Consider the following 20970-nt stretch of genomic DNA (forward strand, 5'->3'; position numbering starts at 1 on the left):
GGGGGCTTCAGCGCGACGGCGGACAACCCCCGCGCCTCCCTCATCCTGCGACACAAACGGACCCCATGACCCATTCCCCGCAAAACTCCGGCCAATACCCGCCGCTGGTGCGTTCGGCCCTGGCCAAGGCCTCCCGCAGGCTGCTGCCGGGCCTGTTCATCCTCTATATCATCGCCTATCTGGACCGCATCAACGTCAGCTTCGCCTCCCTGGCCATGAACCAGGACGTCGGGCTGGGCAGCGAGGCCTACGGCCTGGGCGCGGGCATCTTCTTCCTTGGATATGTGCTCTTCGAGATCCCGAGCAACCTTATCCTGAACAAGGTGGGTGCGCGCCGCTGGATCGCCCGGATCATGGTCAGCTGGGGCGTCGCAACCGTGGCCCTGGCCTCGGTCTGGGAGCCCAAGGGCTTCATGGCCCTGCGCTTCCTGCTGGGCGCGGCCGAGGCGGGCTTCTTCCCGGGGATCATCCTCTATCTCACCTACTGGTTCCCCTCGGGCGTGCGGGCCAGGGCCGTGGCCCTGTTCATGACCGCGACCCCGGTGGCCGGGCTCATCGGAAGCCCCGTGTCCGGCTGGATCATGCAGATGCACGGCATGCTGGGGCTGGCGGGCTGGCGCTGGCTGTTCATCCTGGAAGGCGTGCCCGCCGTTGTGCTTGGCGTGCTGGTCTGGCTGCTGCTTCCGGATTCCCCGGCGCAGGCGGCCTGGTTGGAGCCGGAGGAGCGCGACGCCCTGGAGGAACAGCTGAAAGCCGAGCGCGTCGCCGTGGCCGCCAGCCACCTGAGCGGCCTGCGCCAGGGGCTGACCAGCCCGCGCGTGTGGCTGCTGGGCTTCGTGTATTTCTGCTCCGTGCTGGCCATGTACGCCCTGGTGATGTGGCTGCCGCAGATCGTGGGGGCCATCACCGGGGGCGACGCCTTCAGCGTGGGCCTGGATGTCATGGTGGCCTACGGCTTCGCCTGCGTGGGCATGGTGGTCATCGGGGCCAGTTCGGACCGCCTCGGGGAGCGCCGCTGGCACCTGACAGGCTCCTTCTGCCTGTGCCTGGGGGGCATGCTCGCGCTGACCAAGGCCGCCTCCCTGCCTGCGGTGCTCGCGGGGGCCAGTCTGGCGGCCATGGGCATCTGGGGAATGCTCGGCCCCTTCTGGGGCCTGGCCACTTCTTATATGACGGGCGCGGCAGCGGCGGCGGGCATCGCGCTCATCAACTCCATGGGCAACCTGGGCGGATTCCTCGGCCCCTACGTCATGGGCTGGATCAAGGCCAACACGGGCGGCTTCACGGAGGGCTTCCTGATCGTGGCCGGGCTTATGGTGCTGGGCGCGCTGCCGGTGTTGATTATGCGCCCCGCCAGGGGCGTTCCTCAAGGAAGGGAGGACTGAGATGGGCTGGCGCGACGTGCCGAAAGTACCCACCAGCCTCACGCTGCATCCGGCCGTGCTGGAGCGCGTCCGGCCCGGCATGCGCGTGCTGGACGTGGGCTGCGGCGAGGCCGGGGCCGGGGAGGAGGTGCGCGCCGCCGGGGCGGACTATTTCGGGCTGGACCTCAACCTGCCCAGCCTGAAGCGCGCCGTCCTGCGCTTCAGCGTGGTTCAGGGCGACTGCCTGGCGTTGCCCTTCGGCGACGGGATATTCGACGTGGTCATCCTGCGCGCGGTGCTCACCGTGCTGCCCGAGGACGGCAGGCGTCTGGCCTGCATGGCCGAGGCGCTGGGTGTGAGCCGGAGCGGGGGTGTTGTGGCTGTGCAGGATTTCATGATGACCCCGGAACAGCCGCTCTATCAGGAGCGCTACCAGCGGGGCGCGGACTTGGGGCTGCCGCAGGGGGCGTTCCCCGTGGAGGAGGGCGGCAGTCTGCTCTACACGGCCCGGCACGCCACCGAGCCGGAACTGCGGGAGCTGGTGCGCCGGGCTGGCGGGGAAGTGATCTCGCTCGCCGTGCACCCCTCGCCCACCAGGAGCGGCAAGATCATAAACGGCGTGACTCTACTGGCTCACCCGAAGCAGGATCTTTCGCGCCCCCGGGCGTGAGGCCCGCTCGAAGGCCTCCCACACTCTCTCCAGAGGATAGACGGCCTCGATGAGGCCCGTGGGGTCCACCAGGCCGCGCTGCATGTGGTCGATGGCCAGGGCCGGGCTGCCGCAGCGCGAGCCCACCAGGGTGATCTCGTTCACCACGATGCGGGTCAGGTCGATGGGAGCGGGGGCCTCCAGTGTGGACTTGAGCACCACCGTGCCCTCGGGGCGCACCAGGTTAAGCGCCGCCTCCACCCCGTGGGGCCTGCCGGTGGCCTCAACCACGATGTCGAAGGGGCCTCGCGCGCTGCCTTGCAGGGCGGTGCGCACCCCGTATCGGTGCGCGATGGCCAGCTTGTCCGTGTGCCTGCCCACAAGCACCAGCTCCGGGCAGAGGTGGCGCAGGCTCATGGCCGTCAGCAGCCCCAGCTTCCCGTCCCCCAGCACGCAGACTTTGTGCGCCGCCGTGATGTGCACCTGCTGCCCCACCTCGATGGCGGCGGCCAGGGGTTCCGCGAACACGGCCCGCTCGTCGGAGAGTTCCCCCGGCACCAGCACGCAGTTGGCCACGGGCACGGTCAGGTGCTCGGCGAAGGCCCCGTCCTTGCCGTGGATGCCAAGCGTCATCCGCTCCGGGGTGTGGCGGTGGTCGCCCGGGCCTGGGGCGATGTTGATGTCCGCCACCACGCGCTTGCCCACCATCTCGGGATGGCCAGGAGCCGCCTCCACCACGCCCACGAACTCGTGCCCGAGGATGCCAGAAAAGCTCATGTATCCTTTGAGGATTTCCAGGTCCGTGTTGCAGATGCCCGCCAGCAGCACGCGCACCAGCGCTTCGCCCGGGGCCGGTGCGGGGCGTTTGCGGCGGGCGAGGGCGACTTCGGAATCGTTGGCAATGGCGCAGAGCATGGGGGCCTCGCGTGGTTGAAGGGAAGATGAACTCCCGATTGGATATCCCAGGGCGTTTCCCTTGTCATCCGGGCGGGCGGCGGCGTTGACCCGGCGGGAGATTCCAGGCATCCGGTGTGGATGCCATTTACCGCATCCATACCTTCAACTGAGCTGTCCGCCATCCATTCCATCCTTTCCGGCCTGGAGGGGCGCGCATGAGCGACACCATCCTGCGCCACACTGCCCCCGGACCGGGCAGGCTCGACCAGTGCTGGGCCGAACTACTGGCAGAACAAAGCGTCACCCGCGCCAAGATCCAGAAGTGGATCGCCGCGGGCCTGGCCACGGTGGACGGCGTTGTGGAGGCCAAGGCCTCCCGCAAGCTGCGCGGCGGCGAGTCCCTGGAGCTGGCCGCCCCCGCCCTGGAGGACACCCCGGCGGCGGAGAGCAGCGAGATATCCCTCGTCTACCGCGACGAGCAGCTCATCGTGCTGAACAAGCCCGCAGGGCTCACCGTGCACCCGGCCCCCAGCTGTCCCGAGGGCACGCTGGTCAACCGCCTGCTGCACCACTTCCCGGAGCTGGCTTCCATCGAGGGGCAGCGCCCGGGCATCGTGCACCGCATCGACAAGGACACCTCCGGCCTGCTGGCTGTGGCCCTCACGGAGCCGGTGCGCCTCAAACTCTCTGAGTCCTTCGCCAACCGCGAGGTCAGGAAGACCTACCTGGCGCTGCTCTGCGGCGTCCCGGCCAAGGAGCAGGCCGAGATCGACGCGCCCATCTGGCGCGACCCCTCGCACAAGTCGCGCATGGGCGTGGTCAAGGGCGGGCGCGAGGCCCACAGCGCCTACCGCCGCGTCTGGGCCGACCCCAAGGGCCGCGCCAGCCTGGCGGAGGTCTCCATCAGCACGGGGCGCACCCACCAGATAAGGGTGCACATGTCCCACATCGGGCATCCCCTGTTGGGCGACGCCCTCTACGGCGCCTCCCCGAGCAAGCAGGCGGCCCGGGCCGACAGGCTGCTGGGCAAGCTGGCCGCCCGCCAGATGCTCCACGCCTGGAAGCTGGCCTTCGACCACCCGGTGACGGAGCAGCGGCTGGACTTCACCTGCCCCACGCCCAAGGATTTCTGGCGCATCCCCCTGTACCTCGCGCGCTCGCTGCAACGCGTGGCCATCGTGGGTCTGCCCGGCGGGGGCAAGAGCGCCGCACTGGAAGCATTGGCCCGGCGCGGCCTGCCCGTCTGGAGCGCGGACCGCTGCGTGGCCGAGCTCTACCAGCCCGGCGCGGACGGCTGGCACCTGCTGCGCGCCCGCTACGGCGAGCGATTCGTGCCGGACGCGGACGAACCCGTGGACAAGAAGGCCCTGATGGCGGCCATGCGCGCCTCCGACGGGCTCAGGCGCGAGGTGATGGACTCCCTCTATCCCATGATCCGCCACCGCCTGGCGGATTTCTGGGCCGAGAACGCCCGCGCCCGCGCCGCCTTCGCCGAAATTCCCGTGCTGCTGGAATCCGGCTGGCTTGCCCAGGGGGAAGCGGACCTTGCCGTGGGCGTGGACACCCCCGACGAACTGCGCCATCAGCGGCTGGCTGGCCGTGGCTGGAACGAGGAGGACATCGCCCTGGTGGATTCCTGGCAATGGCCGCGCGAGCGCAAGATGGCGGCGTGCGCGCACGTGCTGGACAATTCCGGCTCCCTGGCGGAGCTGGAGGCGGGCGTTGACGCCCTGCTTGTCGGCCTGAAAGCGCAACGGCGGGAGAAAGTCCGCTCCCTGCTGGCCTGGATGCGCTCCAACAACTACGCGTAGGCCCCCATGATCCCCATCAAGGACAATGTCCCCAACATCCGCAAGCCCGTGGTGGTGGGGATCATCTTCGCCCTGAACCTCTTGGTGTTCCTGTTCGAGCTGAGCCTGCCCAACAAAGGGCTGCTCCTGCTGCTGCAGCTCTACGGCGCGGTCCCGGCCCGGCTCACGGACCCGGCCTGGGCCGAGGCCGCCGGGTTTCCCTCCCAGGGCTTCGACTCCGCTGTGACCTACATGTTTCTGCACGGGGGCTGGCTGCACTTCCTGCTGAACATGTGGGTGCTCTGGGTGTTCGCGGACAACGTGGAGGACGCCCTGGGCCACTGGCGCTTCGCCGCGTTCTACCTGCTCTCGGGCGTGGCGGCCTTGGCCATGCACCTGCTGTTCAACCCCGGCTCCACCACGCCCGTGGTGGGCGCCTCGGGGGCCATCGCCGGGGTCATGGGCGGCTATTTCCGGCTGTTCCCCCATGCGCGCGTGGTGACGCTCATCCCCATCGTGTTCATCCCCTGGATCGTGGAACTGCCCGCCGTGGCCTTCCTGGGCATCTGGTTCGTCATTCAGCTCGCCTCGGGCCTTTTCGCCTCCGCGCCGGTGAACGACGGCCAGTCCGTGGCCTGGTGGGCGCACGCCGGGGGCTTCCTGTTCGGGCTGCTGGTGGTTCGCCTGCTGGGTCCCCTGGACTGCCGCTATTGCTACCTGCCCGAGGAAAAAGCCTACGACCGCCGCTGAACCAGCCTTGCTGGACAGCGGCCACCATCTGAACTAATCTATCCTTTTGCGGTTTCAACGGCATCACTTGTCCAAAGGCGAGGCATCATGCTCAGCATAGAAAATTTGCATGTGACGATCGGCGAGAGGGAGGTGCTCAAGGGCATCAACCTCGAAATCAAGGAAAACGAAACCTTCATCCTGTTCGGGCCCAACGGCTCCGGAAAGACCACCCTGCTCATGACCCTCATGGGTTTCGGCAACTATACCATCACCGATGGCCGCATCATGTTCCGCGGCCACGACATCACCCACGCCACCATCTACGAGCGCGCCCGCCTGGGCATCGGCATGTCCTTCCAGCGCCCGCCCACCATCCACGGGCTCAAGCTGCGCCAGATGGTGCAGATGGCCGCCCAGGGCCGCGAGATCGACGTTGACGCCCTGGCCAAACGCGTGAACATGACCGACTTCCTGGAGCGCGACGTGAACGCGGGCTTCTCCGGCGGCGAGATCAAACGCTCGGAGCTCTTGCAGCTCATGGCCCAGCAGCCGCACATGGTGCTCTTCGACGAGCCCGAATCCGGCGTGGACCTGGAGAACATGAAGCTCATCGGCAACACCGTGCGCGAGCTGCTCGGCGGCGAGTGCGGCATGACCATCGAGCGCAGCCTGCGCATGGCCAAATGCTCGCGCAACGTGGCCGGACTCATCATCACCCACACGGGCTACATCCTGGAGTACATCAACGCCGACCGTGGCCAGGTGATGTACGAGGGCAAGCTCTGCTGCGAATCCAACCCCCGCGACATCCTGGATCACATCAGCCGCTTCGGCTACCAGGAATGCCTGCGCTGCCTGGCTTAACGGAGTTGCCCACATGAAGCCCATCGACCTGAAAGCATTCGACTTCACGGCCCCCGCGCCCCTGGAAATAGCCGACCTGACCACCCTGGACGAGGCCGACAAGAACCAGCTGCTCATGGCTGGCGTGGACGTCTCCGCCGAGGCGGTCAGCGGCACGTACATGCACATGAACCACGGCGCGGTGCACTGCAAGTCCCGCCAGAAGGGTGTCGAGATTCTCGACATCAAGACGGCCATGGACAAGTACGACGGTCTCAAGGAATACTACTGGAAGCTCATCGACCCCGACAAGGACGAGTTCACCAGGGCCGCAGCCGACAACCTGCACGGCGGCTACTTCATCCGCACGGAGAAGGGCGCCAAGGTCACAGAGCCGGTGCAGTCCTGCCTGTTCATCAAGGGCGACAACATCGGCCAGAGCGTGCACAACATCATCGTGGTCGAGGAAGACTCCGAGCTGCACATCATCACCGGCTGCTCCGCCGCGCACGAGTCCAAGGGCTCCGCGCACATGGGCATCTCGGAGTTCTACGTCAAGAAGAACGCCAAGCTGACCTTCACCATGATCCACAACTGGGCGGAGAACACCGTGGTGCGCCCCCGCTCGGCCGGCGTGGTGGAGGAGGGCGGCGTGCTGCTCAACAACTACGTGCTGCTCAAGCCCGTGAGCGACCTGCAGATGTACCCCACCATCACCCTGGCGGGCAAAGGCGCTGTAGCGCGCTTCAACTCCGTGATGGTGGCCCCCGAGGGCTCCCACGTGGATACGGGCAACCGCATCATCCTGGCCGCCCCGGAGACCCGCGGCGAGACCATCGCCCGCACCATCACCACCGGCGGCACCATCATCGCGCGCGGCCACATCGCGGGCAACGCGGTGCCCGCGCGCGGCCACCTGGAGTGCAAGGGCCTGATCCTGGGCGGCGGCGTGATCCACGCCATCCCCGAGCTCGAGGCCACCGTGGACGGCGTGGAGCTCTCCCACGAGGCCGCCGTGGGCAAGATCGCCCAGGAGGAGATCGAATACCTCATGGCGCGCGGCCTGGACCAGGAAGAGGCCACCTCCACCATCGTGCGCGGCTTCCTCAACGTGGACATCATGGGCCTGCCCGCCAAGCTGCAGAAGGTCATCGACGACACCATCAAGGAGTGCGAGAAGGACATGTTCTAGGTCCGCGCGCATCTCTTCGGTTGCTCAAGGCCGGGTCAGCTGCAAGGCTGGCCCGGCCTTTTCATTGTGAGGATTGGCAAGACGGTCTTGTCATCCGCGCGGGGCGATGGTAGCAGCCCGGGCATGCCGGGATACAAGGGACATGTTGTTGGAGCCCTGGCCGTGGTCGGCGGCGGGCTCGGCGCGGCGTGGTGGCTGGGAGTGTACAGGCCTGAACCCAAGGTCATGCTGTTGCTTGCGGCGGTGGCCGTGCTGGGCTCGCTCTTCCCGGACGTGGACACCAATTCCAAGGGCCGCCACATCTACTACGGGGCCGCACTGATTGCCGACATCGCGCTCATCCTCAAGGAGCAGTACCGCTACGCGGCGCTGTTGGGTTTCTGCGCCCTGCTGCCCGCCGTGGGCTCGCATCGGGGCTGGACGCACACCTGGTGGGCCGGGCTCATCATTCCTTCCGCAATCCTTATCGCGCCCATGGTCGTGGCGCACTCGGGCTGGCAGCCGTTCATGCCCTATTACGTCGCCGCCGTGGCGGGATACTATTCGCACCTGCTGCTGGATGGGGAGTTCTGAGGCGGCGCTCTACTCGCGTCGCGTGGTTTGAAGGATTGGGATTTGTGGTTTGAGTCTCCGCGTCCGGGCGCAGCGGGCCGCGGCACCCCGACATATTTGAAGAATGTCGAGGCGCCGCGGCCCGCTGCGCCCGGACGCGGAGACAATTTGTTTCAGCGCGAAAGGATTCTCAAGAGGAAAAGCCGCGAGAACGGCTGTGCCTGGGATGCCCTGTTGCTTGAACCCGGATGAAAAGTCGCGACAGGGGCTGTGCCTGGGATGCCCTGTTGCTTGAATCCGGTCGGAAGGAATCTGTGTGCGGATTAGCCGAGCTTTCCGGTTGGACAGCTTGGATCAGGTTCTGGTGGAAATGGCGGGGGCTGTCAGGTTCGACTGGCCGTGAATGCCGCTCAAGGCCTCATGGACTGTCTTGAATGACCGTTGGCTCTCGATGTGGCACAGGTTTGCAGAGACCGTCAGTGTTTTCAGACTCATACGCGAAGCGGAAAGGGATTCCAAAGGGAGGAACTCCCTTTGGCCGCCGGAGGCTTCTCCAACCCTGCCCTCCCGCTCTAAGGCAGCGGCCCCTGCATCCCGACCCTGTCCGACAGGTCGATGCCCTGGAACCTGAAGAGCACCGGCGTGCACGTGCCGCCGCGAATCAGCCGGATCGCCGCCGGAATCTTCCGGCCCTGCGCAATCCCGTACTTCTCCACGAACTTCCCGCCCGGGGCAGCGCCGCCGGTCAGGGTCATCTCGTGCACCTTGCCGGGCGCGTAGAGCGGGTCCGCGATCATGGGTTGGGCCTGGAAGGTGAACAGAATCCTGTGCGGCTGGTAGGCCTCCGGAGAGGTGCGGGGCAGGGCGGTGACGCTGACGATGGTGGCCGTGCCCGGATGCTCCTGGTAGGTGCAGGGGCCGCCCACGCGTTGCGGGGACTGGGCCTGGGCCGGTACGCTAAGCGCCGCTGACAGCGCGACAGCCAGGGCCGCGACCCGTATCCAGGCGGCCGGGCTGCTCATCCCAAAGTGATCCTCAAATACAGATCGCCCTTCCAGGGGCCGAGGCGACGCCCGAGCCCCCTGAGGCGTATGGGCTGGCCCAGGGTGTAGTCCTTGGGGATGGTGAACTCCACGGTCTTCTCCTCGCCGGAGAGGCCCTGGGCGATGCCCACGCGCAGCTTGGCCCCCGGCAGGATGCTGGTGGGCGGCACGCTGACGGTCTGCTCGTCGTCGAGCTGTTTCAGAAGCATGCCGCGCAGCCCGGAGACCAGGCCGTCGCTCAAGTCCATGGACCACTTGGACTTGCCCAGCCTGACGTCGAGCTTGCGGCTGGCCGGGGCGTCGGGGATGGGCTTCGCGCCCTGAGTCTTCTTGAGTTCGTTGTAGATGTCGTCGAAGACCTGGCGGGCGAAGGGGTCCTTGAGCAGGTCCTGCAGCACGTCCTCGCGCCGGAAATAGTAGTTGGTCTTCTCTGGTTCCGCCTTGGAGGCCTCGGTGTAGGCGGTCTTGGCCTTGCGCCAGGCGCCCGGTTCGGGCTTCGGCGGCGGCTGGGAATTCTCGCGCCCGGGGCGCTGGGCGGCCTTGGGCGGGCCTTCGGCCAGGATCTGCCTGAGCAGGAGGTAGGCCTCGTTGATGCGCTGGAACTTGCGCTTGGCCAGCGAGTCGTCCGGGTTGAGGTCCGGGTGGTAGCGGAAGGCGAGCTGGCGATAACTCTTCTTGACCTCCTCCAGCGTGGCGCCGGAGGCAAGGCCCAGGACGCGGTGGGCCTCCTCCACGTTCATGGCTTCTCGATCCCGTCGAGCTTGAGGGCGCTGGGGGCGTCCGGGTCGCCGGTGACGCCCACGCCCTGCTCGCGCAGGGCGGCCAGGCCCTGGCGCACGAACTCCTGGTGGGGCACGTTGGGGTTGATGCCCGAGCAGTACTCAAGGGCCAGCTCCCAGCTGGAGTCGTCGATCAGGTTGCCCCGGAAGTAGGGCCAGGCGCGGCAGATGTCGGGCCGGGCAGGGTGGATGCCGCAACCTTCGTCGAAGAAGACGCAGAGGCCGTCGGCGCGCACGCCCAGGTGCACCTTGGTGCCGCGCGTCGTGGTGTGCGCTTGGAGGAAGGCGGCCAGCTCCAGGCCCAGGTGGTCGGCGAGGCGCTGCTGATCCTTGACGGTGAGCACGATGCCGCCTTCGCCCAGGCAGCAGTGGCCGCAGCGGCGGCATTCGAAGGCCGAGTCGTTGTCGTTCATATCAGGAGTGGGGGAAGAGCCGCCGGTGCTCCACCATGAGGCAGAGGTCCTCGACGACGGTGATGGGAGTGCCCGCCAGGATGGAGCGGGCCTCCAGGCTGAAGATGCCGGACTGCATCCAGAACAGGCGCGGCGGTTTCGCCAGGGCCAGAACCTCCCGGGCGTGATCCGGGCAGTAGGCCGGGGCGCGGAACAGGTTCACGATGTCCACGGGCGCGTCCAGTTCGGCCAGGGAGGCCCGCGCGGGCAGGCCCCAGACGGTCTTGCGCACCGGGTGCACGGGGTACACGGTGAAGCCCCGCCCGATGAGGTAGCGTCCCACGGCGTCCACGGGGCTGCCGGGATTGTCCTTGGCTCCCACGACGGCCACGGTGGTGCAGCCGTCCAGGAGGGTGCGCAGTTCGGCGTCGCCGATGAGCATGAAAGCCGCCTTTTCCTTCAGGTGAGAAACCGCTAGAGAGCTCGTGTCCGACCCGGACCTTCTAACCGCAAAGCAGCGGGCTTCTCAAGGGGGAATGTCCGGGAGGGCGGCTTCGGCCACGTGCCGGCGCAGTACTCAACACAGCCCGGGCGGGGTGCGTCCTCGCCCGAAAGAAGGAGCGTTCGCATGTTTCAGGCGTTGGAAACCCTGCCCGCCCAGGAGGCGGCGCTGCGCCAGGCCTCCTGCCGGGCCCACCTGGGCCGCCTGCAGCCCGGGGCCTCCGGGCTCCTGGTGTTCTCCAGGCTCGGCATCTATTACCTCACCGGCACTTTCGGCAACGGCGTGCTCTGGCTGCCCACGGAAGGCGAGCCCGTGCTCATGATCCGCAAGGGGCTGGACCGGGCCAGGCTGGAGTCTCCGCTGACGAACATCCTCCCGTTCCGCTCCTACGGCGACATCGAAGGCCTCTGCGCCGGGGCGGGCTCGCCCCTGGGCGCGGAGATCGCCGCCGAGATGGGCGCGCTGCCCTGGAGCCTGGCCAACCTGCTCACCTCGCGCATCAAGAACGTGCGTTTCGTGCCCGGCGACGCGGCCCTGGCCAGGGCCCAGTCCGTGAAGAGCCCGTGGGAGCTGAACAAGATGCGCCTCTGCGGCCATCGCCACGCCAAGGCCATGTGCGAGACCCTGCCCCAGCGCATCAAGCCCGGCATGACCGAACGGGAGGTGTCCCACGTGATCTGGGGCATCTTCTTCGAGATGGGCCACAGCGGCGTGATGCGCATGGCCGGCGCGGGGGACGAGCTCTTCCTGGGCCACGTCAGCGCGGGCGATTCCGGCAACTACCCCAGCGGCTACAACGGCCCCCTGGGCCTGCGCGGGGAGCACCCCAGCGTGCCCTTCATGGGTTACGCGGGGCAGATATGGAAGCGCGGGGAGCCGCTCTCGGTGGATTGCGGATTCTGCCTGGAGGGCTACCAGACCGACAAGACCCAGGTGTACTGGCCCGGGGCCTCGGCCATGCCGGACGAGGTGAGCAGCGCCCAGGCCTTCTGCATGGACGTGCAGCGCTGGACCGCCGAGCAGCTCAAGCCGGGGGCCATCCCCTCCCGGATATATGCCCACGTGATCGACTGGGCCGCCCGCGAGGGCTTCGCCGAAGGCTTCATGGGCCTGGGCGGAAACAAGGTGCCCTTCCTGGGCCACGGCATCGGGCTGGTGGTTGACGCCTGGCCCGTGCTGGCCAAGGGCTTCGACGAGCCGCTCGAGGAGGGCATGGTCCTGGCGGTGGAGCCCAAGCAGGGAATCCCGGGCCTTGGCATGGTGGGCGTGGAGAACACCTTCGAGGTCACTCCCGCCGGGGGCGTGTGCCTCACCGGCGAGAGCTTCGAGATTATCCGGGTCGAATAGGCGCGTATTGCAAGGCGGCCCCGTGAGGGGCGCGAAGCCGGGCGAATCAGCCCGCCGAGCGCTCCTCCAGGGCGTCCATGAGGCTGATGGTCAGGCGCAGGAAGTCCGCCTCGGTGATGATGCCCACCAGCCTGCGCCCCTTCAGCACGGGCAGGCAGCCGTACTTGTGCTCCAGCAGGGACTGGGCGGCGTCGCGCAGCAGGGTCTCCGGGCTGACGGTGGCGGTGTCCGTGCGCATGATCTCGCTCAGGGGGATGCCCGCGTCCAGCTCGTCCTGTGTGGAGGGGTCGATGTCGGAAAGCTTGGAGACGGCCACGGCGAGCATGTCCCGGTGGGTGATGAGCCCGATGTAGTTGTCCTCCCCGTCCACGATGGGCACGTGGCGCACGCGGGCCATTTCCATTATCTGCCGCGCGGTGTACAGGCTGTCGGAGGAGAGCAGGGTGAACAGCTGTGTGGTCATGAGGTCGCCGACTGTGAGCATGTCCTTCCTCCTTGGCTGGGGGTTCACGGTCATTCCACCCCCGAAGGGCTTCCCTGTCAAGTCAAGACGTTGACTTGGCGGGGGAAATCTGGTGTCACTCCCCAGTTCCGAACGAAGGACCGGGTGAACTGATGGAAATCGACCCCAAACGAAGCCGAGAGCGCATGGTGCGCGAGCAGATCAGGGACAGAGGCATCCATACGCCGCGCATTCTGTCCGTGATGAGCAAGGTGCCGCGCCACCTCTTCGTGGAGGAGGCGCTCACGCCGAGCGCCTACGGGGACCATCCCCTGCCCATCGGCCAGGGGCAGACCATCTCCCAGCCCTACGTGGTGGCCCTGATGACCGAGGCGTTGGACGTGCGCCCGGGCATGAAGGTGCTTGAGATCGGCACCGGCTCGGGATACCAGACCGCCATCCTGGCGGAACTGGACGCCCTGGTCTACAGCGTGGAGCGCGTGCCCGAGCTCTACGAATTGGCCCGGAACAGGCTGGAATCCATGGGGTACGGCAGGGTGCGCCTCAAACTGGACGACGGAACCATGGGCTGGCCCGAGGAGGCCCCGTTCGACCGGATCCTGGTCACGGCGGGCGGCCCCTCCATCCCCCAGCCCTACCTCGACCAGCTGGCGGACCCGGGCATGCTCATCATGCCCGTGGGGCCCGAGCGGCGCAGCCAGACCCTGGTCGTCCTGCGCAAGGAAGGCGGCAGGATCGGGCGCAAGAATCTCGGCCAGGTGATGTTCGTCGACCTCGTCGGACGCCACGGCTGGTAGCAAGCACGGAGACAAAGCATGAAGATCAAGAAGAAAGGCGACAAGGGCGAAGGCTGCAAGACCTGCTCAAAGGCGAGCACCTGCGCCAGCAAGTCCGCTTCGGGCGACTGCAAGGACGCCAAGACCCAGCAGCAGGACGAGCGCATCAGCACAGCGCTTTCCCGCATCAAATACAAGATTTTCGTCATGAGCGGCAAGGGCGGGGTGGGCAAGAGCTCCATCACCGTGAACCTGGCCGCGTCCCTGGCCCGCAAGGGGCACAAGGTGGGCATCCTGGACGTTGACCTGCACGGCCCGAGCGTCCCGCGCATGCTCGGGCTCTCAGGCAACCTTGAGGCCAACGAGAAGGGCGAGGTGACCCCCAAGCAGTGCGGCGACAACCTCTACGTGGTCTCCATGGAGTCCCTCCTCAAGGATCCGGACCAGGCCGTGCTCTGGCGCGGACCCATGAAGACTTCGGCCATCCGCCAGTTCATCGGCGAGATCCAGTGGGGCGAGCTGGACTACCTGGTCATCGACTCCCCCCCCGGCACCGGCGACGAGCACATGACCGTGCTCAAGACCATCCCGGACGCCCTGTGCGTGGTGGTCACCACCCCGCAGGAGGTCTCCCTGGCGGACGTGCGCAAGGCCATCAACTTCCTGCAGTACGCCAAGGCCAACATCCTGGGCATCGTGGAGAACATGAGCGGGCTCATCTGCCCCCACTGCTCCAAGGAGATCGCCCTGTTCAAGAAGGGCGGCGGCGAAGAGCTGGCCAAGAAGTACGGCATCGAATTCCTGGGGGCCATCCCGCTGGACCCGGTGGCCGTGGTGGCCGGCGACGTGGGCAGGCCCGTGGCGCTCATGGACGAGGCCTCCCCCGTGAAGGACGCCCTGCTGGCCCTGGCCGACGCCATCGACAAGGCGGCCCAGTCCAGCCTGGAAGCCCACGCCACCCTGGGCGGCTGAAAAAAGCGAAAACATTTGCCCCGTCCCCGGACGGCGACTTGCCGCCGTTCGGGGACGTAGCGAGATACGGAGCGGCCCGGTGCTCAAAACCATGCTGAACCTGCCCAACGCCCTGACCCTGGCCCGGATAGCGGTGGTCCCCTTTCTGGTGGCCATGCTCTATTTCCCGGGGCCGGGCACGTGCCTGGCGGCCACGATCCTGTTCATGGCGGCCTCGGTCACGGACGTTTTCGACGGGCTGCTGGCCAGGCGGCTCGGGCTGGTGACCAACCTGGGCAAGTTCCTTGACCCGCTGGCCGACAAGCTGCTGATCTGCTCCGTGCTGATAATGCTGGTCAGGCTCGACTGGGTGGGGGCCTGGGTGGCCGTCATCATCATCGGCCGGGAGATGGCCGTGACCGGCCTGCGCGCCGTGGCGGCGGACATGGGCGTGGTCATCGCGGCGGACCGGTTCGGCAAGCTCAAGACCATCATCCAGATCATCGCGCTGTGTCCGCTGATTCTGCATTACCCCGTGTTCGGGCTCGACCCGCAGCCCTTCGGCACCATGATGCTCTATGTCGCCCTGGGCCTGACCATCGGCTCCGGCGCCAACTACATGTACAGCTTCTTCAGGAGCTGGCCCCCCAACAAGGCCTGAGCCGCGCCGCCGGACCAGCTTCCGGGGAGTGCGGATGACGCTGGCCGTTGCGCCCGCGCCGTGTTTTTTTGCGTTCGTGACGCTTTGGCGTGAATTGGCTTTGCTTTCCGCGCGGCAATGTGCGAAGCTCCAATGCAGGGACCGCTTCGCACTGGAACGTGCAATGCCTTCAGGGACGTTCCGGCCTGGCGAAGATACAGAGTTCACTCCAATGAAGCCTCATCGCGGCGGGTCATGAATCGATGGATGGAACCAGGTCTTCTTCCTTGGCGGCGCGCATCGTGAACTGCCTCCAGACCATTCTGGAACTGGAGCCGCTTCTGCAGCGCATCGACTCCGGCAGCATGTTGCTTCCGGAATTCAAGGTGTTGAAGTCTTTCCTCAATGAAATGGACGGTATCGAGCTTGACGAAGAGGACGTGGCGCGGATAGAAACCGCGACCGAGCGTTTCCTGCAGGAGCTGAAGACGCCTTCGGCCATGGCCCGCTCGGGCGAAACCAAAAACCAGACACTGCAATAGACCATGTTCATACGGCGCCTGCTCCTCGCTCTGATCCTCTGCTGCAACGCCGTCTTGCTGTACAACCTCGTCTGGAGCGACAAGGGCGTCTTCGCCTACCTCGACCTCAAGAACCACCAGAAGCAGTTGAAGACGCGCATAGACGCCCTGGCCGGGCGCTCGCTCGACCTGAGCCAGGAGATCCGCTGGCTGAAGTCCGACCGGGCCTTCACCGAGAAGATGACCCGCGCCCACGGCAACTACCTCCGCGACAACGAGATCATCTATCTTTTCCCCGGACAATACCCTGAAGGAAGCGTCGGCGATGACATCAAAAATTGAATTTTACCGTGAAGTTCTCTCGGACGACCCCAACTCCAGGGTGTTCTTCCCCCTCAGCCGGATGCTGGCCGCCCAGGGCGAAACCGAGGAGGCGGTGGCCGTCCTCCAGAAGTCCATCCAGTTTCATCCCGCCCACATGGAAGCCAAGTTCCTGTTGGTGGAGCTTCTGATGCGCCTCGGCCGGGAGGAGGAAGCCTCCTGCCAGTTCGACGCAGTCTCCCCCTTGCTGGCCGACTATCCGGCCGTATGGACCCTATGGGCCGCCAAGGCCCCCGGCCTCTCCAAGGACGCCGCCCTGGCCCTGCGCTTCCTGGCCCTCTCCCTGCAAGGCAAGGAAGTATCCTGGCTGTCGTTGATGGAGCAGGGGCTCAACGCCCAGATCGGCGACGCCCCGACATCCTCACGGGCCCCCTCCCGCCCCCTCGCCGAGGCTCCGGCCGCGGGGCGCTCCGCCGCTTGCGAATCCGAGCCGTTTTCCCTTCGCGGCGCCGAAGAGGTCATGGCCCTGACCCAGCGCATCGAGGCCCAGCAGCGCCACGCCCCGGCCGAGATGCTTCCCCCCGAGTGCGCCTCCGAGAACGTGGCCGCCGTGCGCACCCGCACCATGGCCGAGCTCCTGGCCCGCCACGGCGACTACGCGGCCGCCCTGGAAATCTACGGCGACCTGCTTCGCCTGGCCTCCTCCGAGCAGGAGAAAAAGAATATTTCCGCCCGCATTGAAGAGATCAACCTCCTTGTTTCCTCCGGGGCGTCCCCCGCCAAATCCGCGCCGGAGGCGCAGCCCAAGTCCGGCGCCAAGCTGGTGAGCATGCTCGAGGCGCTCGCCAACCGCCTGGACGCGCGGGCCACGGCCTAACACCCGCTTGATTACGCCCGCTCCAGAGAGTAGACGCATCGCATGCAATTCGGGCGGAGCACGTCCATCACCCCGTTAAGAAGGATCGGCCTCATGCATAAGCGCGTCATTTTGGCCCTGGTGGCCTGCGCCCTTTTCGCCGCCGCTGGCTGCGACACGGTCAAGCCTTACTGGAAAAGCACCAAGAAGATGTACAAGGAGTACGTCAACGTCGACCCCACCATCGACCTGAGCGACCTGGGCACGTCCGACCCCACGGTGCTCAAGTTCGCCGAGCTGTTCACCCCCGTGGACGCCCAGCTCGAATACCTGCTGCGGGCCCTTTCCGCCCAGGACGCCCCGCCCGAGGCCGAGTGGGTGCAGAAGGTGATGACCTCCTTCCCCTGGCTCACCGGCTTGGCCGAGCTGAGCCCCAACGGCACCGTGGTGAGGCGCGAGCCCGCCTTCTCAATCAAGAACGTGGATTTCACCCCGCTGGCTGATTTCGAGAACCTGTACAAACAGCGCAAGATGGCCGCCGCCGTCTCCGTGACGGAGCTGGGCGCCGAGGTCATGATCGCGAAGCCGCTCTACGTCGAGAACGATTTCGTGGGCATCCTGGTGGCCCATTTCGACGCCGCCAGCCTGGCCAAACAGTCCCCCGAGCCGGGCAAGCTGCTCATCATGTCTCCCGGCGAAGCCCTGTGGAGCGGCGACGACCAGAGCGCCGGGCAGGCCATGTCCCAGCTCAAGTGGAAGAACATCCTGAAGTCCAACGTCTCCGGTCAGGACACCGTGGGCGGCCGCAAGTTCCAGTGGCAGGCCCGCGCCGTGGCCCAGACGTTCCTGATCTACGCCATCGAGACGGTGAAGGCGCAGCCCAAGCAGCCCAAGGCAGCCCCCCAGCCCGCCGCCGAACCCGCACCGGCTGAGGCCCCGGCCCCAGCTCCGGTTCAGGCCCCGGCGCAATAACGCTTTCCAGGAAGGGTCAACCATGCGCCAGGTAACCGTCACCGAACATCTGCTGCTGCACCAGAAGGAATCGCCCATGGCCACCGGGCGGTTCACCTCCATGCTCAACGAGCTCATCCTCGCGGCCAAGATCATCTCCCGCGAGGTGAACAAGGCCGGGCTGGTCGATGTGCTGGGCCTCACCGGCGAGGTCAACGTCCAGGGCGAGGCCGTGCGCAAGCTCGACGACTACGCCAACGACATCCTGATCTACCGGATGGAGCGCGCCGGCGTGCTGTGCGCCATCGCCTCCGAGGAGAACGCCGACGTCATCGAGATCCCGGAAAACATGCCCCAAGGGGATTACATCCTGATCTTCGATCCGCTGGACGGGTCCTCCAACATCGACGCCAACGTGAACGTGGGCACCATCTTCTCCATCTATCGCCGCAAGTCGACCTGCAAGTGCGGCGCGACGCTGGCCGACGTGCTCCAGAAAGGCGCGGACCAGGTGGCGGCCGGGTACTTCCTCTACGGCACCTCCACCATGATGGTGTACAGCACCGGGCGCGGCGTGCACGGCTTCACCATGGACCCCAGCGTGGGCGAGTTCCTGCTCTCCCACCCCGACATCAAGACCCCCGAAACCGGCAAGGTCTACTCGGTCAACGAGGCCTACTGGAACTACTGGGACGACGCCACCCGCGAGGCGGTGAGCTACTTCAAGAGCACCGACAACGCCCGCGGCAAGCCGTACTCGCAGCGCTACATCGGCTCCCTCGTGGCGGACTTCCACCGCAACATGCTCTACGGCGGCATCTTCCTCTATCCCGCCGACACGCAGGACCCCAAGAAGCCCAAGGGCAAGCTGCGGCTGATGTGCGAGGCCAACCCCCTGGCCTTCCTGATCGAACAGGCGGGCGGCAAGGCCACCGACGGCGAAATCGACATCCTGCAGATCGAGCCATCCGAGCTGCATCAGCGCGTGCCCCTGTTCATCGGCAGCCGCAACGATGTGGACAAGGTGATGGAAATCTACCGCAAGCACAAAAAATGATCTGTCTGGGCATCGAGACATCCTGCGACGAAACGGCCCTGGCGCTCGTGTCGGAGGGCAGGGTGCTCGGTGAGCGCATGGCCAGCCAGGTGGAGCTCCACGCCCTGTTCGGGGGCGTGGTGCCCGAGCTGGCCTCGCGCGAGCATCTGCGCAAGGCCACGTCCCTGTTCTCCGGGCTGATGGCCGACGCGGGCCTTGCCCCAGTCGACATCGAGGGCGTGGCCGTGGCGCGCGGGCCGGGCCTGTTGGGCAGCCTTCTGGTGGGCATGAACCTGGCCAAGGGCCTGGCCCAAGGGCTTGGCGTGCCTCTGGTTGGCGTCAACCACCTGCACGCCCACCTTATGGTGGCCGGGCTGGAGCGGGAGATCGCCTTCCCGGCCCTGGGGCTGCTCATATCCGGCGGGCATACCCACCTCTACCTCATCCGCTCCCCCTTCGACTTCGAGCTGCTGGGCCGCACCCTGGACGACGCCGCGGGCGAAGCCCTGGACAAGGCCGCCAAGCTGGTGAACCTGCCGTATCCCGGCGGCAAGTACATCGACATCCTGGGCAGCACTGTGCAGCCGGACGACACGCTCTTCCCCCGGCCCTACACGGCCAACCCCGGCCTGGATTTCAGCTTCAGCGGGCTCAAGAGCGCCGTGGCCCGCCACATCTCGCAAAACCCGCACCTGCGCCTGCCCGCGCTGCCGGACGGCGGCCTGCCCGACATACCCGGGCTGCCGCTGTTCTGCGCCTCCATCAACAGCGCCGTGGCCGACACCCTGCGCATCAAGACCGAGCGCGCGGCGGACCAGCACCCCGAGGCGAGAACCCTCGTCGTGGCGGGGGGGGTGGCCGCCAACTCCATGATCCGGCGCGTGCTGGGCCGCATGTGCGAAGAGCGGGGGCTCGCCTGCGTGCTGCCTTCCGCCGGGCTGTGCACGGACAACGCCGTGATGGTGGCCTACCTGGGGGAGATGATGCTCCGGGCGGGCTACAGGCACGGCCCCGAAGTGACGTCCATACCCCGAGGCAAGGCCATACCGCTGGACTTTTTGAAGATGCCCGGATAGGTTTCGAGAATCATGGAACCCTGCCACGTTGCTCCTCAGGGCGATGTGCCCGCATTTTCATTCGAAAGCCAGGCCGGCCAGCTCATCAAGGTCGGACTCGCCCTTTCCAGCACGCGCGTGCTTGGGGACCTGCTCGAAATGGTCCTGCTGGAGGCCCGCAAGCTCACCGGGGCCGACGCGGGCTCGGTCTACCTGGTGGACGGCGCCGTGCTGCGCTTCGAGACCTCCCAGAACGGCACCCTCTCCGAAAGGCTGGGTGAAACCGCCTGCCGGGCCCTCTTCAAGACCTACGAGCTGCCCCTCAACGCCGAGTCCATCGCCGGGTACGTGGCCGTCAGCAAGGAAATGGTCAATATCCCAGACGTATACGACATCGACCCTTCCGCCCCGTACCGCTTCAACCCGGCCAGCGACCGCGCCAACGACTATTCCACCCACTCCATGCTCTCCCTGCCCATGATGGACCAGAAGGACGAGGTGGTGGGCGTGCTCCAGCTCATCAACGCCACGCGCGAGACCGCGGAGGGCAGGCGGGTGGTCCCCTTCGACTCCGTGTGCCTGCCCGTGGTGGCGGCGCTGGCCTCCCAGGCGGCGGTGGCCATCGTCAACGCCAAGCTGACCATGGCGCTGCAGAAGTCCTGGCTGGACAGCGTGCTCAGGCTGGGCCTTGCGGCCGAATACCGCGACAAGGAGACGGCCAACCACATCACCCGCGTGAGCGAATACGCGCTGCTGCTGGGCCGCAACCTCGGCATGGACAGGAACGGGCTGGAGCTGCTGCACTGGGGCGCGGCCATGCACGACACCGGCAAGCTGGGCATCCCGGACTCCATCCTGCACAAGCCCGGGCTGCTCGCCCCCGAGGAGCGCGCCACCATGGAGTACCACACGCTCATCGGCGCGCTGATCCTCAAGGGCGACTCCAACCCCATCCTCAAGGCCTCGCAGTCCGTGGCCCTGACCCACCACGAGCGCTGGGACGGCAACGGCTACCCGCGCAAGCTCGCCGGGGAGGCCATCCCCCTGTTCGGGCGCATCACCGCCCTGGTGGACGTGTTCGACGCCTTGAGCTCCCGCCGGGTCTACAAGCCCGCCTTCCCCATGGAGAAGGTCGTCCAGATCCTCGAGGAGGAGCGGGGCAGACACTTCGATCCCACCCTGGTGGACATCCTGCTGGAGAACCTGGACGAGGCCGACGCCATCCGCATCACCCACGCGGATACGGAGGCCGATTTCGAAAAATTCCGAAATTATTCGCTTCTCAAAATCGAGGACGTTCTGTAAGAACCAAACAAGC

General features: G+C 66.7%; 24 protein-coding genes. 18 read left to right on the top strand and 6 right to left on the bottom strand.

What is annotated here, in order from left to right; all coding sequences use genetic code 11:
• Positions 1-65 precede the first annotated feature (65 nt).
• Positions 66-1385 (top strand): MFS transporter, encoded by a 1320-nt coding sequence (locus tag MLE27_RS00885; protein ID WP_243309966.1) that lies wholly within the window; start codon positions 66-68, stop codon positions 1383-1385.
• Between the two features lies 1 nt (position 1386).
• On the top strand, positions 1387-2034 hold the full coding sequence (locus MLE27_RS00890; RefSeq protein WP_243309967.1) for a class I SAM-dependent methyltransferase: 648 nt from the start codon (positions 1387-1389) through the stop codon (positions 2032-2034).
• On the opposite strand, the gene MLE27_RS00895 is transcribed toward MLE27_RS00890, so the two are convergent.
• The gene (locus MLE27_RS00895) at positions 1990-2928 is read right to left on the bottom strand and encodes an MDR/zinc-dependent alcohol dehydrogenase-like family protein (RefSeq protein WP_243309968.1); all 939 of its coding nucleotides are present in this window, start codon (positions 2926-2928) and stop codon (positions 1990-1992) included. The two genes, MLE27_RS00890 and MLE27_RS00895, sit on opposite strands and share 45 nt — an antisense overlap.
• Before the next feature lie 197 nt (positions 2929-3125).
• Between MLE27_RS00895 and MLE27_RS00900 the strand changes: the two genes are divergently transcribed.
• The 5 genes from MLE27_RS00900 (at position 3126) to MLE27_RS00920 (ending at position 8040) form a co-directional block, all read left to right on the top strand.
• The gene (locus MLE27_RS00900; RefSeq protein ID WP_243309969.1) at positions 3126-4721 is read left to right on the top strand and encodes a dephospho-CoA kinase; all 1596 of its coding nucleotides are present in this window, start codon (positions 3126-3128) and stop codon (positions 4719-4721) included.
• Between the two features lie 6 nt (positions 4722-4727).
• Positions 4728-5450, top strand: coding sequence for a rhomboid family intramembrane serine protease (locus MLE27_RS00905; RefSeq protein WP_243309970.1), 723 nt, complete (start codon positions 4728-4730; stop codon positions 5448-5450).
• Between the two features lie 87 nt (positions 5451-5537).
• Positions 5538-6296, top strand: a complete 759-nt coding sequence (locus tag MLE27_RS00910) for an ABC transporter ATP-binding protein (protein WP_243309971.1) — start codon at positions 5538-5540, stop codon at positions 6294-6296.
• A 13-nt stretch (positions 6297-6309) separates the two neighbouring features.
• Positions 6310-7467: a SufB/SufD family protein gene (locus MLE27_RS00915; RefSeq protein ID WP_243309972.1), complete on the top strand. Its 1158-nt coding sequence runs from the start codon at positions 6310-6312 to the stop codon at positions 7465-7467.
• Between the two features lie 123 nt (positions 7468-7590).
• A complete protein-coding gene (locus tag MLE27_RS00920) occupies positions 7591-8040 on the top strand; it encodes a metal-dependent hydrolase (protein WP_243309973.1) in 450 nt (149 codons plus the stop codon).
• Positions 8041-8591: 551 nt separating this feature from the next.
• On the opposite strand, the gene MLE27_RS00925 is transcribed toward MLE27_RS00920, so the two are convergent.
• From MLE27_RS00925 to MLE27_RS00940, 4 genes are read right to left on the bottom strand one after another with little or no spacing between them, the layout of a single operon-like run.
• On the bottom strand, positions 8592-9041 hold the full coding sequence (locus MLE27_RS00925) for a hypothetical protein (protein WP_243309974.1): 450 nt from the start codon (positions 9039-9041) through the stop codon (positions 8592-8594).
• Positions 9038-9802 (bottom strand): J domain-containing protein, encoded by a 765-nt coding sequence (locus tag MLE27_RS00930; protein ID WP_243309975.1) that lies wholly within the window; start codon positions 9800-9802, stop codon positions 9038-9040. Before MLE27_RS00930 ends, MLE27_RS00925 begins: the two co-directional genes overlap by 4 nt.
• Positions 9799-10254, bottom strand: coding sequence for a YkgJ family cysteine cluster protein (locus MLE27_RS00935; protein ID WP_243309976.1), 456 nt, complete (start codon positions 10252-10254; stop codon positions 9799-9801). Before MLE27_RS00935 ends, MLE27_RS00930 begins: the two co-directional genes overlap by 4 nt.
• 1 nt (position 10255) lies before the next feature.
• Positions 10256-10675 (bottom strand): CoA-binding protein, encoded by a 420-nt coding sequence (locus tag MLE27_RS00940; protein ID WP_243309977.1) that lies wholly within the window; start codon positions 10673-10675, stop codon positions 10256-10258.
• Positions 10676-10861: 186 nt separating this feature from the next.
• Between MLE27_RS00940 and MLE27_RS00945 the strand changes: the two genes are divergently transcribed.
• Positions 10862-12082, top strand: a complete 1221-nt coding sequence (locus tag MLE27_RS00945; RefSeq protein WP_243309978.1) for a M24 family metallopeptidase — start codon at positions 10862-10864, stop codon at positions 12080-12082.
• 46 nt (positions 12083-12128) lie between these two features.
• Here MLE27_RS00945 and MLE27_RS00950 read toward each other — a convergent pair whose 3' ends face one another.
• Complete coding sequence (locus MLE27_RS00950) at positions 12129-12566, bottom strand: CBS domain-containing protein (RefSeq protein ID WP_243309979.1); 438 nt, start codon at positions 12564-12566, stop codon at positions 12129-12131.
• Between the two features lie 131 nt (positions 12567-12697).
• On the opposite strand from MLE27_RS00950, the gene MLE27_RS00955 reads away from it, so the two are divergent.
• From MLE27_RS00955 to MLE27_RS01000, 10 genes are all read left to right on the top strand, one after another.
• Positions 12698-13342, top strand: coding sequence for a protein-L-isoaspartate(D-aspartate) O-methyltransferase (locus MLE27_RS00955; protein WP_243309980.1), 645 nt, complete (start codon positions 12698-12700; stop codon positions 13340-13342).
• Positions 13343-13360: 18 nt separating this feature from the next.
• The gene (locus MLE27_RS00960) at positions 13361-14293 is read left to right on the top strand and encodes an Mrp/NBP35 family ATP-binding protein (protein WP_243309981.1); all 933 of its coding nucleotides are present in this window, start codon (positions 13361-13363) and stop codon (positions 14291-14293) included.
• Between the two features lie 91 nt (positions 14294-14384).
• Complete coding sequence (gene pgsA, locus MLE27_RS00965) at positions 14385-14933, top strand: CDP-diacylglycerol--glycerol-3-phosphate 3-phosphatidyltransferase (RefSeq protein WP_243310076.1); 549 nt, start codon at positions 14385-14387, stop codon at positions 14931-14933.
• 266 nt (positions 14934-15199) lie between these two features.
• Entirely contained in the window at positions 15200-15454 is a 255-nt protein-coding gene (locus tag MLE27_RS00970) for a hypothetical protein (protein WP_341482486.1), read from the top strand.
• A gap of 3 nt (positions 15455-15457) precedes the next feature.
• Positions 15458-15775, top strand: a complete 318-nt coding sequence (locus tag MLE27_RS00975) for an FtsB family cell division protein (RefSeq protein WP_243309983.1) — start codon at positions 15458-15460, stop codon at positions 15773-15775.
• Positions 15759-16631 (top strand): tetratricopeptide repeat protein, encoded by an 873-nt coding sequence (locus MLE27_RS00980; RefSeq protein WP_243309984.1) that lies wholly within the window; start codon positions 15759-15761, stop codon positions 16629-16631. The genes MLE27_RS00975 and MLE27_RS00980 overlap by 17 nt, the downstream gene beginning before the upstream one ends.
• Positions 16632-16724: 93 nt before the next feature.
• Complete coding sequence (locus MLE27_RS00985; RefSeq protein ID WP_243309985.1) at positions 16725-17582, top strand: hypothetical protein; 858 nt, start codon at positions 16725-16727, stop codon at positions 17580-17582.
• A gap of 22 nt (positions 17583-17604) precedes the next feature.
• A complete protein-coding gene (gene fbp / locus MLE27_RS00990; RefSeq protein WP_243309986.1) occupies positions 17605-18618 on the top strand; it encodes a class 1 fructose-bisphosphatase in 1014 nt (337 codons plus the stop codon).
• Positions 18615-19673, top strand: a complete 1059-nt coding sequence (tsaD, locus tag MLE27_RS00995) for a tRNA (adenosine(37)-N6)-threonylcarbamoyltransferase complex transferase subunit TsaD (protein ID WP_243309987.1) — start codon at positions 18615-18617, stop codon at positions 19671-19673. The genes fbp and tsaD overlap by 4 nt, the downstream gene beginning before the upstream one ends.
• 45 nt (positions 19674-19718) lie before the next feature.
• Entirely contained in the window at positions 19719-20957 is a 1239-nt protein-coding gene (locus MLE27_RS01000; protein ID WP_243309988.1) for a GAF and HD-GYP domain-containing protein, read from the top strand.
• The last annotated feature ends 13 nt before the right edge of the window (positions 20958-20970 follow it).

Origin of the sequence: Fundidesulfovibrio agrisoli, assembly GCF_022808715.1 — a bacterium.
In the GTDB taxonomy this organism is placed as follows: domain Bacteria; phylum Desulfobacterota; class Desulfovibrionia; order Desulfovibrionales; family Desulfovibrionaceae; genus Fundidesulfovibrio; species Fundidesulfovibrio agrisoli.